The following is a 16016-nucleotide window of genomic DNA, read 5'->3' as shown; positions in this document are numbered from 1 at the left end:
CTTTATCTAAAAAAAAACACAGGAATTCTGAATATCATCTCCATATTCTCCCCAATAAGATGGAAAAATAAGAAGTTCAGGATTTTCTTTTTGAAGCGTTTTTAATGGTTGGTTTGCGATAATAGATAAATCTTCTAATTTTACATCTTCCAAATCAAAAGCAACACCGCCATTATTATCAGTTGTTCTCATTTTGATGATAAGCTTCTTTTAATTCTTTTATTTTTTGTTCCATATCTGGCATTCCACGGAGGTATTCCTTTAATAGAGATTCAATTTTATAGTTCCAAATATGATCAACATCTTCCCGAGGATTACCATTAGTATCTAAAAAATAAGCGGCACCAATATGAAATGAAGAACTTAATTCATCAATATTTGAAATTTTATTATTTAGATTCTCCATTCTTACTCTAATGGATTCTGGTAACTTCATATTTTTCGCGCTTTCTTCTGCGGTTACTTCTTTCCAGATAAATCGCCTTCGCATAGCAAAATCAAATGTTTCAACACTTCTATCAATATCATTCATCGTTCCGATAATATACACATTATGAGGAACAAAAAAGCCGTTTTTAAAAACATCACCTTCACTAATAAGGTTTGAATACTGTGTTTTAACAGTCCCTATTTCTCCTCTATAATTGGGATCAATAGAGTAAAACAATTCTCCAAAAATTTTTGAAACATCTCCTCTATTAATTTCATCGATAAGAAAAACATATTTTTTATCACGATTTTCTAAAGCTTTTTTACAAAAAGTTTTAAAAACACCATCTTTTAATGCGAAACCCAATGGACCATTATGACTTGAAAAGCTGGGGCGGAGTCCTTCCACAAAATCAGTATAATCATAAGATGGATGAAACTGTACAAAACCTAATTGCTCCGAAACTTTTATATCTTCTGTTTCAATTATCTGTTTCGCAATGGTTTTAGCTAAAAAAGTCTTGCCCGTACCTGGCGCACCCACAAGAACCAAATTTTTATTTTCTTCAAGTAATTTTATATACTCCTCTATCATTTCTTTTTCTTTATGAAATTTGACAAAACCATAAAATCTATCAAAAAATTCTTTCAAACAATCATTCGGGTTTTTATTATCATAAATGCCTAATTCTTCTAAGCTTTTAGAAAGCACTATTTTATTTTTCTCACCTTGTGTTAAACAGAGTTCAGAAATACGGCTTTTATCTTCATTCCATTTTGCTCTAATATTATACCATGTGCCTTCCCACTGCAAATAGCATCTTTTACTTGTATATTCTCCGTTTAGAGCTGGATTAATCGATATATTGATTTTATAACCATCATACATATTCCAATCTTTAATTTGTGATTGTATCTGTTGATCTCCCGTACCCGTTTGTATAAATTGGCCATCAACTTCATATTTCATTATATATTTCTTATATCCTCTAATTTTATTATCTTTTGTTTGCATCCATTCCAAATAGGCAACAAAATATTCTAAGAGTTTTTTAAATTTCACATTATTATCATTCATATTATTAAATATAAAAATTTCAAAAATTGCTTTTGCTAATTCTGGCTTTAATGTCCATTGAAAAAGTCCATTAGGAAGGTTCTTTCCATCCATTGTAATTATCCAATACGCAGGCGTATCATCTATATTTTTAATCTCAAATCGATTTAATCTTTTCTGAACAGCCTTAGAAAAATTTATAATCGTTCTGTTAATAGACTGTGGATGAACGCCATATTTTTCCCCAAGATATTTACAGGTAGAGCTATGCCGTGGTTCTTTATAAAATTTAAGCAAAATATCTATATAGTTTTCTCTCGCTACAGAATTATCTTGGAGAATCTCTCTCCATTCTTCGGTTGAAATAGAAATATCGCGAACATATTCTCCGTTGACTATTTCAAGTCTTTTATACTGCATAATTGATTTTGGGCTCAATATACTAAAAAATTATACTTACTAAATGGAGTCGCCCTCCTACCAATCTGTAAAATATTTCATTTTTTCCGTAAAACATCCCCCTAAATCCCAAGACTATATTCTAATTTTGTATATTTACCGAAAACAGAGTTTTGGAATGAGCAAAATATACAACATACCATCTTTTCTGAAGTACCTCAACATCAAGGGCACTAACAACGATATGATACAAGTGGTTCATTATGATGAGCATTCTGATATTTTACTAAAATCGCCACCTGTTCAAATTGGTTTTTATCTGTTGGCATTAAAAGAAAATATAGAAGTACAATCTCCCATTGAGCATATGTCAGATTCTTATCTTTTTCTCAATAAACCTGGAGATTTCATAGAATGGGATTTACAAAATCCTTTTTCTGGATACGCTATTTTTATCAACCAAAAGCTATTGAACAAAACAGACCAAGAAATTTCTTTTGCCGATTATCACAGGCACGAAGCCTTATTTTTAACCACGGAAGAAAAAGAAATTTTATACGATTTATTCAAAAAAGCTCACCAAGAGTACAAAAAAGAGAACACACCGAAGGAAATATTGGCTTCCTACACCTCGCTTATTCTGTCTTATACACAAATTTACTACGAGCGTCAATTTGAAGCCCGAAGCCAAGTATACAACAAAGTGGTGGCTGATTTTTACCAACAGTTGGACACTTTCCTCAATAACCCCAATGGACTGTCAGAACTACCATCAGTAGCCTATTTCGCGGAAAAAGCCAACCTCTCTACCAACTATTTCGGGGACTTGATTAAACATTTCACGGGCACTCCGCCAATGGGGCACATCCACGAAGGAATTATACAATTAGCAAAAAATAAATTACGACATACCGAGCTATCCATAAGCGAAATTGCGTACAGTTTAGGCTTTGATTACCCCACTTATTTCACGAGATTCTTTCGGCAGAAGACTGGCATTTCGCCTAAAGCTTTTAGAAATCAATAATATATTTGAAGCTCACACCCCGCCTTTTTTATCCTTTTTGACCTCCAATATCAATCAGTAAAATATTTCGTTATTAAAGTAATCTGTTTTCGTTTTTATCCTTTGGGACGATGTAATTTTGTAGTATCAAAAAAGTTTAAACCATAAAAAAGAAAATAGTATGTCACAGCAAAAAATCAACTTTCAAAACAGCAACAATAGAAACATTACGATGTCAGCCGTTATCAATTTCCCTGAAGGATTTAACGAAGGTAAAAAATATCCAGCCATCGTGGTTTCGCATCCTGGAGGAGGTGTAAAAGAGCAAACCGCTGGATTGTACGCAAAGAAATTAGCAGAACAAGGCTTTGTAACCATCGCTTATGATGCTTCTTATCAGGGCGAAAGCACTGGAGAGCCTCGCCAGTTGGAAAATCCATACATCCGTACAGAAGATGTAAGCGCGGTAATCGATTATTTAACAACATTGCCTTATGTGGATACGGAGAACATCGGTGCTATGGGCATTTGCGCAGGAGCAGGCTATACTGCCAACGCAGCCATCAACGACCATAGAATTAAAGCCGTAGGGATCGTTAGCGCTGTTAATATCGGTTCAATGTTCCGTAATGGTTGGGAAAACAATGTGAAAGATGCCGATGCAATGCCTTATTTATTAGCGGGTGCCAACGCAAGAACCGCAGATATGAAAAGTGATAACCAAACTATGCCTTTAGCGCCAATGAAAGAAGAAGATGCCCCGAACGAAGAGTTAAGAGAGGCTTGGGAATATTACCACACCAATCGCTGCCAATCCCCAACAGCCCCAGGCTGGACGACCCTGAGAAGCCTTACACAAATCATCACTTATGATGCTTACAACAAGGCGGAAGCCTTTTTCACACAGCCTTTATTAGCCATTGTAGGAAGCGTTGCTGGCAGTGCTTGGATGAGTGACGACCTTATAGAGCGCGCCGCATCCACAGACAAAAGAAAATATATCGTAGAAGGCGCCAACCATATGACCTTATATGATAGCGAAAAAGAAGTGAATGAAGCCGCAGGGCAATTAGCGCTATTCTTTAAAGAGAAATTAGCGTAATCATTTCATTTAAATCGTCATCAACTGATAATAATCAATTCTGGTATATACGGCGACAATGCTGTATATACCTTTTTATAACTATATTATAACCAATATCATATGAAAAAGAAAGTTTTAATCCTCGGAGCCAACGGTGCTATAGCCAACCATGTTATAGAATTTCTCTTAAAAGATGAAAACATAGAGCTTACATTATTTGCAAGAAGCACTGTCCACATCAAATCTTTTGAAGCCTCTGCAAAAATTATCAAAGGCGATGTTTTAAACCCTAACGACTTGAACAACGCGGTTAAAGGGCAAGATATCGTCTACGCCAACCTTGCGGATGCGGTGGATCAAATGGCAAAAGAAATCGTATTGGCAATGGATACTCATAATGTAAAACGCTTAATATTTGTCACCTCTTTGGGCATTTACAAAGAAGTCGCAGGCAAATTCGGAGAATGGAACGAAAGAATGATCGGTTCCGCTTTAATCCCGTACCGCAAAGCCGCCGACATCATCGAAAAATCAGATTTAGACTATACTATTGTGCGCCCTTCTTGGCTAACCAACAACGATGAAACCGAATACGAAACCACGCAAAAAGGAGAACCTTTCAGAGGTACAGAAGTAGCAAGAAAAGCGGTAGCGGCATATATTTCAAACCTTATTGAAAACCCTCAAACCGACATCAAAGCCAGCGTTGGCGTCAATAAACCTGGCGTTTATGGCGATAAACCCGCTTTCTATTAAGAATGAAAAAATACAAAAAGATGCTTTGGATTGCTTTGGGGAGCGCCCTACTTTCGGCTTTAGGATTTGCGGCAACCATCGTCGGCATAGACAGCTATCAATATCAGCGAAACCAAAAAATCATTCAATCATTGAATGCCAACTACGATGCCAGCAATACATTGGTGGTTTTCTTTTCAAGGTCGGGCAACACGGAACTCATGGCGAGAAAAATTGCCGAAATCAAAAAAGCCCATATTGTTCCCATACAATCTGAAAGGGATAAAATTGGTGTTAGAGGTTGGCTAGAAGCTTTAATAGACGCAAGAGAAACCACAGCCGAAATCAGTCCTACAAAAATAGATTTATCCGCATATGACACCATTTATATAGGTTCACCAATATGGCTGTATAGCCCTGCACCACAGGTTTTTGAGTTCACCAAACAGAACGATTTCACAGGTAAAAAAGTGATTTTATTCAACTCAATGAACAGCAAATTTGAACAGCGGTATATTGATGATTTCAAGCGCATTATAGAACAAAATGGCGGCACTTTTGAAAAACACCTCTACATCATTCGTGGTAGAATGACACAACAGATGAGCACTGATGACTTCTTAAAAGAAGTAGAAAATAAATTAAAATAAATCACTTTTTTAACAAAAAAATAAATTATGAGTTTACAGGTTATAAAATCAAAAATTGGAAACGCTGAGATTCTCCAAATCGTAGAATGCGAAATTGGGGAAATGGTTAATGCATTGCTCCCTGACGCAACACCAGAAAATGTGAAGACAATTGAGTGGCTAAAACCGCCATATCGTACTGAAAACTTTGGCTTAGCAGCAAACTCACAGTGTTTTATTGTGAAAATCAACTCAAGAATTTTAGTTGTTGATACCTGCATTGGGAATGATAAAAATTTGATTGATGTTCCTGCATGGCAATTTTTTCAATTTAAATTTATAGAAACATTAGAAGCCATAGGTCTTGATAGAAATGCCGTGACCGATGTGCTGTGCACCCATTTACACATAGACCACATCGGCTGGAATACCTATCTGAAAGACGGTAAATGGCACCCCACTTTTCCAAATGCTAAATACCATTTTGCAAAAGACGAATATAATTATTGGAAAGATTATAGTAAGAATGACACCGCCACCGCAATCGCTTACGAAGAAAGCATAACCCCGGTAGTAGATGCAAAACTCGTCAATTATATTGCCACAGATGAAAACTTGGGAGATGGCATTTCCGTATTCCCCACACCAGGGCACACCCATTCACACATTAGTGTAAAAATTGAAGCTGGAGATGAAACATTCATCATTGGTGGCGATATGGCGCACCACCCGTGTCAATTTGCCCATCCAGAATGGTCATTGTCGGCGGACGCCGACCAAAAGCAACCCGCAAAGACAAGAAGAAAAGTTTTTGCAGAATTATCTGGCACGCCAGTATTATTCGCAGGGTCACATTTTAAATCTCCTTCATTTGGCTTAATAACCAAAGACGAAAATGGCGAATTTATCTTCAATGGAATTTCTAAAGAAATCAATCAAGATAAATAAGATTATAATTTCAAAGCAAAAAACTTGTTATAAAAAAAACATATCCGAATATTCCTTGAAAAGCACAAAAAAAATCGCCCTAAAATAGGGCGATTTGTGGTCCCACCTGGGCTCGAACCAGGGACCACCTGATTATGAGTCAGGTGCTCTAACCAACTGAGCTATAGGACCTCAAAATTCAGTGGTTAAATTTTGTGATTGCAAAAATAAGACTTTTTTTTGACCTACCAAATTTTTTTCACCTTTCTTGGCACAGCTCCACCAAAATACCATTGGTCGATTTAGGATGTAGAAACACAATCCATTTATTATCAGCACCTTGTTTCGGTACTTCGGAAATAAACTCAAAGCCCTCGCCTTTCAACCTTTGGATTTCCGCTTCAATATCCTCCACCCCTAAGGCTATATGATGAATGCCCTCGCCTCTTTTTTCTATAAATTTTGAAATAGGACTTTCGGAATTCGTTGCTTCTAATAATTCTATTTTTGTGTCTCCTAATTGATAAAAAGAAGTCGTAACCCCTTCTTCAGCCACGGATTCGTGTTTATCGTGAGGTTTTCCTAATAACTTCTTAAAAATATTATCTGATGCAGCAAGAGATTTCACCGCGATACCTAAATGCTCTATTTTCATAATTTTTACTTTTGATCCTCATCAATGCTACTCTTATTTCATCGCAAAACACAATGATTATAAAAATGATGATGATTTTTTCATACAAAAATACTAAATTTGCATCAGTTATGGAAAGTAATAGACAGCGAAAAATAGCCCAAATTATACAAGAAGACTTCTCTGAATTGTTTAGAAAACAAGCCGCAGAGAGCCAAAAACAATTCCTCATTTCGGTTTCTGATGTGAAGGTGACCGCCGATTTAGGCATTGCAAAAATCTACCTTAGCATCTTCCCACAGGAGTATAGAACGCCGATTATGAAAGAGATAGAAGCCAATAAATCTCAATACCGAAATTTTATCGGCAAGAAAATGGCGCACCAAGTTAGGGTAATTCCGCAACTTAATTTTTATCTGGACACCACCTTAGACGATGTGGAGCGCATAGAAAAGGAACTCAAAGGCGAAGGCGATAATCCTCAACTCTAACCTCCATTGAACGCCACGGCATTTCATATTGCAAAACGCTACCTCCTATCCAAAAAAGGCAGCCAAGCGGTCAGCTTTATTACGGGCTTGGCGGCATTGGCAATGATGGTGGCGGTTGCTGCCATGTTCATCATTATTTCCGTTTTTTCTGGGTTAGAGGAGATGAACCAAAGTTTAATCGAAAACCTACACGCCGATTTAACTTTAAGTAGTAAAAAGGGCAAAACTTTGCCTAATATCCAAAAAATCACCCAAACATTAGCTCAACAAAAAGAAATTTCTCATTTCTCTAAAACTATTGAAGAGAAAGCCTATTTAGATTATAATAATGTAGGAGAAATTGCCTATTTAAGAGGCGTAGATTCCGCCTATACGATGGTCAATCCTATTCACAACAGTGTTTTTTTCGGTCAATATCCTTCTTTTGAATTTAAAAACGAAGTGGTTTTAGAAAATGGATTAGACAACCGACTTTCCATTCCTGTAGGCTCTACGCAAGATTATGCCCAATTATTTATGCCCAAGGCTGGCAAAGGCATCATTTCCAAAGAATCTGATATTTTTAATAAAAAAGAAGTTTATATTACTGGCGTTTTCAACGGCAAAGACCAACTGAACAATTACATTATTGCCCCCATAGAGCTCGCCCAAGAACTTTTGGACCTGCCTAAACACAGCGCTTATCAGATTGTGATCAAGTTAGTGCCCAACGCCAACCCCGACGATGTAAAAAATGAATTAGAGCAAAAACTGGGAGGCGCAATCAAAATCACCACCAAAGAGGAAGAAAATGCCGCCTTCTGGAAGATGATTAACACGGAAAAATTGATGATTTATCTCATCTTTGCTTTGGTTATTTTCATCACTACTTTTAATCTCGCAGGTGCCATTATCATTTTACAATTGGATAAAAAAGAGCAATCCAAAACCCTGATTTCTTTAGGATTAACGGTGGCTAATATCAGGAAAATTTATTTCTATACAGGCTTGCTCATCGTGCTGTTTGGCGTCCTTTTCGGGCTGATAATAGGGAGTTTAATATGTTTTATCCAAATGCAAACAGGCATTTTTAAAGCCAGCGAAGTTCTACCATTTCCTGTAAAAATAGAACTTAAAAATTATCTCATTGTAGCACTAACCGCCTTGATTTTCGGTGGTGGTATTTCGTACTTTTTCTCCAAAACGAAAAAAGAATATTTTTCTAATTTTTAAATTTTTAATCGAGAAAGTCTTATCTTTGTCTATCAAAATAAGGCGCCCACAAGTGCTTTATCTTAACTTTTGAACTTTAAAAATTAACACGGATGAAAAAAATCAATTATTTATTAGCGCTGATGTTCGGAGCCTTGGCGTTAGCACAAGGTCCCGATGGCTATTATGAGGGCACTGACAATCTTAGCGGTTTTAATCTAAAAACCAAACTAAGCGAAATCATAACGCAAGGACATAGAGATAAAGGTTACGGTGGTCTCTGGACGGTTTATAAAACTTCGGATCTTGACCGTTATTATGAGAACGATAATAGCATTTTAGACATTTATTCTGAAAATCCTGCAGGAAAAGATGCTTATTTTTATGAGCCAGGGGATAAACAATGTGGAAATTATAATAAGGAAAGCGATTGCTATAACAGGGAGCATATTGTTCCACAGAGTTTATTTAATAAAAAATCGCCAATGCGAAACGACCCTCATTTTATTGTTCCTACAGATGGTTATGTGAACGCAAAAAGAGGAGATTTCCCTTTTGGAGAAGTCGGTAATGCAACTTGGACCTCTAAAAATGGTTCTAAATTAGGTAAAAATAAAACTCCAGGATTTGGCGGAACGGTATTTGAGCCTATTGATGAATTTAAAGGCGATGTTGCCAGAATGATTTTCTATTTTGTTACCCGATATGAGAAAGAAATGCCTGCCCTTAAATTTAAAAGTGGAGATATTTTGGATCCTTACGAAAAACGAGGTATCACCAATTGGGAGCTTCAAGTTTTGTTAAAATGGCATCAAAACGACCCTGTAAGCCCAAGAGAGATTGACAGAAATAATGCCATCTATGCATTTCAATTTAACAGAAACCCTTATATAGACCACCCTGAGTGGGTAGAAAAAATTTGGGGAAAATCATCACTACCAACGGATGAAGTGGCTGTAGAAAGCAAAACTCAAATTTTGGTTTATCCTAACCCTACCAAAAATGGAATGATTTTCATCAAAAATTGGAAAGATTATTCTAAAATTGATGTGTTCAATGTCAACGGTCAGAAAGTGCTCTCCCAACCATCAGCAGAGCAAATTCATGTGAATTTACCGAAAGGCGTTTATATCTTGAAAGCCGACCAAAATTCCACTAAATTGATTGTAGAATAATTTGAAAAATAACTTTATAACAAAATCTCCATTTCTATACAGAATGGAGGTTTTTATTTTTCTCATTTTTAGCTGAAGAAAGTGATGCGGTAAAGCTAATACTTTTCCCCAATAAAAAACCTCGCTCTAAACGAGCAAGGTTTTATTTTTATCCTATTGATTATCAGAATAATTAGAGTTCTAAACCTCTTCTTTCATCTCCGCCTAAAAGGAATTCTACAGGATTGTCAATCGCTTCTTTTACAGCAACCAAGAATCCTACAGACTCTCTACCATCGATAATTCTATGGTCGTAAGATAGCGCCACATACATCATCGGGCGGATTACCACTTGCCCATCTACAGCCACTGGTCTCTGGATAATGTTATGCATTCCCAAAATAGCCGACTGCGGCGGGTTGATAATTGGTGTAGAAAGCATAGAGCCAAACACCCCTCCATTGGTAATGGTAAAGGTACCGCCAGTCATCTCGTCTACGGTAATTTTTCCGTTTCTCGCTTTGTCTGCCAATTCTTTAATTTTGGCTTCTACGCCACGGAAAGACATTGTTTCTGCATTTCTAAGCACTGGCACCATTAAACCTTTCGGTCCTGACACCGCCACAGAAATATCGCAGAAATCGTAAGAGATCATTTGGTTACCATCTATCATAGAGTTGACCTCTGGATACATCTGAAGCGCTCTGGTAACAGCTTTCGTAAAGAAAGACATAAAACCAAGCCCCACGCCGTGTTTCGCTGCAAATTCTTCTTTGTATTGTTTTCTAATTCTAAAGATTTCGCTCATATCCACCTCGTTAAAAGTGGTGAGCATAGCGGTTTCATTTTTTACAGAAACCAATCTTTGGGCTAATTTTCTTCTCAGTGAAGATAATTTTGTGGTTTTAGAACCTCTGGAACCTGTGGTATCATTAACAGAGCCCATAGCCGCTACGCTGGCTTTTTCAGCATCATCTTTGGTAATTCTACCATCTCTACCGCTGCCTTGCACCTGCGCAGGATTAACGCCTTTTTCATCTAAAATTTTCTTTGCCGCTGGCGAAGGCGTTCCTGTCGCATAAGTCGCCGCTGCAGGAGTTTCTGTTTTTGGCGCTTCCACTTTTGGTTCTTCTTTTTTCTCTTCTTTTGGAGTCTCTTCGGTTTTAGCACCGCCTTCTGGCTTAGCGGCACTCATATCGATTAAGCAAACCACTTGTCCTACCTCTACCACATCGCCTTCTTCCGCTTTTAGGGTAATGATACCACTCTCTTCAGCTGGAAGTTCTAAGGTCGCCTTATCCGAATCTACTTCGGCAATAGGTTGGTCTTTTTCTACATAATCTCCATCTTGAACAAGCCAAGTGGCTATTTCTACTTCTGTAATAGATTCCCCTGGTGAGGGTACTTTCATTTCTAATATTGACATATTGAGGGTGTTTTTTATTTATTATTAACTATTTTTAAATGAGTCCATACTTCTTTCGGAAGTATTTTTTGTAATAATGAAGCGGGGGCTTGGTCGGTCAGTAAGAACTTCCATGCGGCTCCATCTTGTGATAATGCCACGGCTTCTATCTTAGATTGAACCAAGATTTGGTGGTGGGTATCATCATATTTTACATTTTCTTTACCGAATTTTCTTTCAAAAAAAGGTAAAATTTCATCTTTATTTTTTATAATCTGAGCATCTAAAATCTCCAAATTTAAACCTTGATTAGCGCTGAGGATACGGTACTTATCACCCTGTTTTTCAAAATCAAAATCTTGGATGTTGATTGCCATGGGGATCTGCATTACCGTTTTAAATTTTCTATTATTAAATAGTTTTTCCATAGACTCTACCAATTGTTTTTTAGGGTAAATCCTGAGGATGGCCTCTGGGGTATAACGGTCTATTGCTTCTGCATACTTCTGTTCTATCAACAATTGATGATAGTTTTCAAACTGGCTTATGAGTTCAGCATTTTTATTCTGAGCGCAAGCCATAGAACAACAGATTAAAAGCAGGAAATAAACTATCTTTTTCATCTTTCCTCTATGCGGTTACAGGTCTTTTGGTCGGTTCATCATTGGTATTAAATACCTTGTTGATGACTGCCGTTTGGTTGATTTCAAACTTCTTATGGCTACCTGGTGCTGGTGTACCACTTGCTACTGGGGAAATCACTTGAACATCTTGATTTCTAAAATTTCTCAAGATATAGCTCCAAGCGCCCATATTCTCTGGCTCTTCTTGTGCCCAAATGAAATCTTTTCTCTGATTATATTTATCTAATATCTCGTTGATTTTAGTTTCATCTAATGGGTAAAGTTGCTCCAATCTTACCAATGCCACTTTTTCATCATTGATTTCTTCTTTTTTCGCCAATAAATCGTAGTAGATTTTTCCAGAACAGAACACCAATCTTTCCACTTTGGCAGGGTCGGCGCTCGCATCATCTATCACGGGTTGGAAGGTTCCTTCGGCTAAATCTTCAATTTTAGAAACCACTTTCGGGTGTCTTAGTAGAGATTTTGGCGTCATCACCACCAATGGCTTTCTGAATGGTAATTTCATCTGTCTTCTCAACAAATGGAAATAGTTGGCAGGTACTGTACAATTCGCTACGAAAATATTATTGTTGGCACAAAGGGTTAAAAAGCGCTCCAACCTCGCTGATGAGTGCTCTGCCCCTTGCCCTTCGGAACCGTGAGGAAGTAACATCACCAAGCCATTTTGGATTTTCCATTTCTCTTCTGCCGCTACTAAATATTGGTCTACAATAATCTGTGCGCCATTCACGAAATCTCCAAATTGCGCCTCCCAGATGGTCAGCGTATCAGGCGATGCCATAGCATAACCATAATCAAAGCCTAAAACGGCATATTCCGAAAGCAACGAGTTATAAATATGGAACTGTCCGCCATTTTCTATATGCTGGAGCGGCGTATATTCCTCCTCAGCATCTTCGGTTTTTAGCACGGCGTGGCGGTGAGAGAATGTCCCACGCTCCACATCTTCGCCCGAAATACGCACATTATAGCCCTCGGCGAGGAGTGTTGCATAAGCTAAAAGCTCTGCCATAGCCCAGTCTAAGTTGTTTTCATCAATCATCTTAAGCCTTTGGTCAAACAATCTGGTGATTTTTCTAATAAAGGCTTTATCTTTTGGTAATGATGATATTTGTACCGCTAAGGCTTTCAGTTTTTCTGTATCAAACTGAGTATCAATAGCATTTAAAACTTTATTTCTGGTGGTTGGGTCTAAATATTTCGTCCAAACCTCTTTCATAAAGACATCTAAAGTGTTTTTAGCAATCTCCTTAGAGGCATCAAAATTTTCATCAAGTAAGGCTTTAAACTCCACCTCCATCGCTTTCATTTTCTCATTAGAAACGATGCCTTCTTTGATGAGAGTTTCTTTATAAATTTCCCTTGGATTAGGGTGTTTCGCTATAGCGCTATAGAGTTTAGGCTGGGTAAAACGCGGCTCATCGCCTTCGTTGTGTCCGTATTTTCTGTAGCCTAAAAGGTCAATGTACACATCTTTTCCAAAAGCAGCGCGATAATCAGCAGCAAATCTAATGGCGTGCACCACCGCTTCCACATCATCATCGTTCACATGCATCACTGGGGAATCCGTTACTTTGGCAATATCGGTACAATATGTGGACGATCTTGCATCTAAATAATTGGTGGTAAAACCGACTTGGTTGTTCACCACAATATGAACGGTACCACCTGTTTTATAGCCATCTAAGGTCATCATCTGCGCTATTTCGTAAACGATACCTTGCCCTGCAATAGCGGCATCTCCATGGATCACAATCGGTAAAACTTTGTTAAAGTCATTATGGTAAGTATGGTCTACTTTGGCTCTGGTAATCCCTTCCACTAAAGCCGCCACCGTTTCTAAATGCGATGGGTTAGGCGTTAGGTTGATAATTACCTCCTCGCCAGAAGCGGTTTTTATTTTTTTGGTAGATCCTAAGTGGTATTTTACATCGCCAGAGAATACATCTTCCTCAAACTCTTTGCCTTCAAACTCGGAGAAAATCTGCTTGTAAGATTTCCCGAAAATGTTGGTCAGCACATTAAGACGCCCACGGTGTGCCATTCCTAAAACCACCTCGTCTACGCCGTGTTTAGAGGCTCTACTGATCAGTTGGTCTAAAGCTGGAATAAGCGACTCGCCGCCTTCTAAAGAGAAACGCTTCTGCCCTACAAACTTGGTGTGCAGGTAGTTTTCAAAAGCGACAGCTTGGTTGAGTTTGGATAAAATCTCCACTTTTTCATCAGAGGAAAGCTGTGGATGGTTTTCGTTTTGAGAAATCCAATTTCGGATAAAATCTCTTTCCGCAATGTTTCTGATGTGCATATATTCTACCCCAATAGAATCGCAATAAATGCGCTGTAGATGCTTAATAATATCTGCAAGCGTTGCAGCGGCAGGCATTCCTGTTTGGGTGGCAGAGTTAAATTTGGTGTCTAAATCTGCCTTAGAGAGTCCAAAATTCTCTATATCCAGCGTAGGTTCATAGGTTCTTCTTTCCCTTACTGGATTGGTTTTGGTGAAAAGATGTCCTCGGGTTCTGTACGCTTCTATTAAATTAACGACTTTAAACTCTTTGCTGATATCATCTGGGATGGCCTGAACGGCTGATACATTAGGGTTCTGGTTAACGGCTTCTACAAAAGAATCCTCCTCCCCAAAGTTCTCCAAAGCGAAGTCATACCCTTGAAAAAAAGCCTTCCAAGAAGGCTCTAAGCTATCTGGGTATTTTAAATATTGCTGGTACATACTATCGATCAAGTGAGTATGGGCAGCATTAAGAAATGAAAATTTATCCATTACGACAGATTATCTGTTTAAAATTGATTGTGTTATATATTGCCACAAATGTATTAAAAAATTTTTATTCTATAAAACCTTAGTTTTCATTTTTAAATTTCCTTAAAATTAGTGCGATACTGGGAGTGCCAACTTCAACAAAACTGGGGCATTTTCCTGCGGCGGTTCTATAAAAGTTTCTTGTAAAAGCCCTGTTTTCAGGCTATCTGCGGTGGCTTTCTTCAGAAGTTTGTTGATGCTCTGCACACGCCCTTCATAATTGCCCTTGTAATACATCACATAAAGTTGAGAGGCTGGCAGCTGCTGGTAGGTAAAATTATTGTCGGTAATTTCCTCCCGTTTAGAAAGCGGCACGCCATAAAAATAGCTCACTTCTTTATTATTAAAGCTTTTGGCAGGCGTAATAAGCACTGGAATTCCAAACTCATCTTCTCTTTTTCCTAAATCATTATTGATGTAATTAAGGAGTTTATGATGATTTTTAACAATGTTTTTAAACAACTGGGATTTAGATTTGTTCTGCGCCGTAGAGTTGATGCCCACTAAAACGGCTGGTTCTTGTTGCTCCACCATTAGGCTATCGTATTTTATTTTGGCATTAATTTCGGCTCTATCCACCTTATTATTGAGTAGATTTTTTAAATTTTCCATACTCTTATCCACCAAATCTTCAAAATTATCTGCCGAGAACAGATTAACATAGCGTTTCAGCAATGGCATTTTTGGGGTATTCACCAGCCAGATAACCTCTGTGGCATTGCCTTTGGGTAGGAGCTTGACATCAATTTTTAGTGGAATATTAGAATCAGGATTAAAAAACTCGTATTTTAAAGTTTGGTTAGGATTCTCATACCTTAGGAAAACCATCCCGATGCCCCGCTTAGCCTCCACAAAATTCATAGAAGCGCCTTGACCTTCGTAAGGGATAAAATATTCAAATTTAAGCTGTGGATTTTCTACAAAATAGGCATTCCAACGCGTCATATTTTGAAAATTATTGAACTGTGGATAGACTTTTTCCAAAGGATAATCTATAGTTCTCTCTATTCTGAACGATTTGCTTTCATCTACAAAAAGCATAGAAATAGCATAACATACCGCAAGAAAAATGCCGATTATGAGACTTATTTTTAGCCAGCGCATCTTATCATTGAATTAAATAATTTCACTGGACAGCCCACGAGAAAGCAATTTTTTATGCATCGGTTCTATGAACTCCAGCGCTCCTGTTTTTACGGTGCATTTGCCTTTGTAATGGATTAAAAAGGTGCATTGTTCCGCCTGTTCCAAGGTGTGTTCGCAGATTTCCACCAAACAATCTATCACGAAATCAAAAGTATTGAAATCGTCATTATGAAGCACCAGCTTGTGCTGCGGCGCCGTATGCTCTAAAACCTCTATCTCCTCTTGAGTTTCTCTCTGTAGATTCTGAAATTTCATCGTTTATTA

General features: G+C 37.7%; 16 protein-coding genes and 1 tRNA gene. 8 read left to right on the top strand and 9 right to left on the bottom strand.

Annotated elements, in window-relative coordinates; genetic code table 11:
• Window positions 1-6: 6 nt before the first annotated feature.
• Window positions 7-192 carry a hypothetical protein gene (locus tag NYR17_RS03915; protein WP_302506573.1) on the bottom strand — a complete coding sequence of 62 codons (186 nt, stop codon included), beginning with the start codon at window positions 190-192 and terminating at the stop codon, window positions 7-9.
• A complete protein-coding gene (locus tag NYR17_RS03910) occupies window positions 179-1906 on the bottom strand; it encodes an McrB family protein (protein ID WP_302506571.1) in 1728 nt (575 codons plus the stop codon). The genes NYR17_RS03915 and NYR17_RS03910 overlap by 14 nt, the downstream gene beginning before the upstream one ends.
• A gap of 157 nt (window positions 1907-2063) precedes the next feature.
• Here NYR17_RS03910 and NYR17_RS03905 point away from each other — a divergent pair, with 157 nt between their 5' ends.
• From NYR17_RS03905 to NYR17_RS03885, 5 genes are all read left to right on the top strand, one after another.
• Window positions 2064-2912: a helix-turn-helix domain-containing protein gene (locus tag NYR17_RS03905; RefSeq protein ID WP_302506570.1), complete on the top strand. Its 849-nt coding sequence runs from the start codon at window positions 2064-2066 to the stop codon at window positions 2910-2912.
• Between the two features lie 160 nt (window positions 2913-3072).
• Complete coding sequence (locus NYR17_RS03900; protein WP_302506568.1) at window positions 3073-3993, top strand: alpha/beta hydrolase; 921 nt, start codon at window positions 3073-3075, stop codon at window positions 3991-3993.
• 102 nt (window positions 3994-4095) lie between these two features.
• Window positions 4096-4731, top strand: a complete 636-nt coding sequence (locus NYR17_RS03895; RefSeq protein ID WP_302506567.1) for an NAD(P)H-binding protein — start codon at window positions 4096-4098, stop codon at window positions 4729-4731.
• Between the two features lie 2 nt (window positions 4732-4733).
• Window positions 4734-5360, top strand: a complete 627-nt coding sequence (locus NYR17_RS03890) for a flavodoxin family protein (RefSeq protein WP_302506565.1) — start codon at window positions 4734-4736, stop codon at window positions 5358-5360.
• Window positions 5361-5387: 27 nt separating this feature from the next.
• Window positions 5388-6287 carry an MBL fold metallo-hydrolase gene (locus NYR17_RS03885; RefSeq protein ID WP_302506564.1) on the top strand — a complete coding sequence of 300 codons (900 nt, stop codon included), beginning with the start codon at window positions 5388-5390 and terminating at the stop codon, window positions 6285-6287.
• 97 nt (window positions 6288-6384) lie between these two features.
• On the opposite strand, the gene NYR17_RS03880 is transcribed toward NYR17_RS03885, so the two are convergent.
• Both NYR17_RS03880 and mce read right to left on the bottom strand, forming a co-directional pair.
• Window positions 6385-6458, bottom strand: a tRNA-Ile gene (locus NYR17_RS03880).
• 67 nt (window positions 6459-6525) lie between these two features.
• On the bottom strand, window positions 6526-6921 hold the full coding sequence (mce, locus tag NYR17_RS03875; protein ID WP_302506562.1) for a methylmalonyl-CoA epimerase: 396 nt from the start codon (window positions 6919-6921) through the stop codon (window positions 6526-6528).
• A gap of 110 nt (window positions 6922-7031) precedes the next feature.
• Between mce and NYR17_RS03870 the strand changes: the two genes are divergently transcribed.
• The 3 genes from NYR17_RS03870 to NYR17_RS03860 all read left to right on the top strand — a co-directional run bounded on the left by NYR17_RS03870 (window position 7032) and on the right by NYR17_RS03860 (window position 9757).
• Window positions 7032-7391, top strand: coding sequence for a ribosome-binding factor A (locus NYR17_RS03870; protein ID WP_302506561.1), 360 nt, complete (start codon window positions 7032-7034; stop codon window positions 7389-7391).
• A gap of 6 nt (window positions 7392-7397) precedes the next feature.
• Window positions 7398-8603, top strand: coding sequence for an ABC transporter permease (locus tag NYR17_RS03865; RefSeq protein WP_302506559.1), 1206 nt, complete (start codon window positions 7398-7400; stop codon window positions 8601-8603).
• 92 nt (window positions 8604-8695) lie between these two features.
• Window positions 8696-9757: an endonuclease gene (locus NYR17_RS03860; RefSeq protein ID WP_302506558.1), complete on the top strand. Its 1062-nt coding sequence runs from the start codon at window positions 8696-8698 to the stop codon at window positions 9755-9757.
• 172 nt (window positions 9758-9929) lie between these two features.
• Here the strand turns inward: NYR17_RS03860 and odhB are convergent, their stop codons facing one another.
• From odhB to NYR17_RS03835, 5 genes are all read right to left on the bottom strand, one after another.
• On the bottom strand, window positions 9930-11162 hold the full coding sequence (odhB, locus tag NYR17_RS03855) for a 2-oxoglutarate dehydrogenase complex dihydrolipoyllysine-residue succinyltransferase (protein ID WP_302506557.1): 1233 nt from the start codon (window positions 11160-11162) through the stop codon (window positions 9930-9932).
• A gap of 14 nt (window positions 11163-11176) precedes the next feature.
• A complete protein-coding gene (locus tag NYR17_RS03850) occupies window positions 11177-11764 on the bottom strand; it encodes a hypothetical protein (protein WP_302506556.1) in 588 nt (195 codons plus the stop codon).
• A 7-nt stretch (window positions 11765-11771) separates the two neighbouring features.
• Window positions 11772-14567 (bottom strand): 2-oxoglutarate dehydrogenase E1 component, encoded by a 2796-nt coding sequence (locus tag NYR17_RS03845; protein WP_302506554.1) that lies wholly within the window; start codon window positions 14565-14567, stop codon window positions 11772-11774.
• A 108-nt stretch (window positions 14568-14675) separates the two neighbouring features.
• The gene (locus NYR17_RS03840; RefSeq protein ID WP_302506552.1) at window positions 14676-15647 is read right to left on the bottom strand and encodes a polyketide cyclase; all 972 of its coding nucleotides are present in this window, start codon (window positions 15645-15647) and stop codon (window positions 14676-14678) included.
• A 75-nt stretch (window positions 15648-15722) separates the two neighbouring features.
• Window positions 15723-16007: an ATP-dependent Clp protease adaptor ClpS gene (locus tag NYR17_RS03835; RefSeq protein ID WP_302506550.1), complete on the bottom strand. Its 285-nt coding sequence runs from the start codon at window positions 16005-16007 to the stop codon at window positions 15723-15725.
• Window positions 16008-16016 lie beyond the last annotated feature (9 nt).

This window comes from Riemerella columbina (assembly GCF_030517065.1).
Taxonomy (GTDB): domain Bacteria; phylum Bacteroidota; class Bacteroidia; order Flavobacteriales; family Weeksellaceae; genus Riemerella; species Riemerella columbina_A.
The sequence above is the reverse complement of the archived record's forward strand: the minus strand, read 5'-3'. Positions and strand labels throughout refer to the sequence as shown.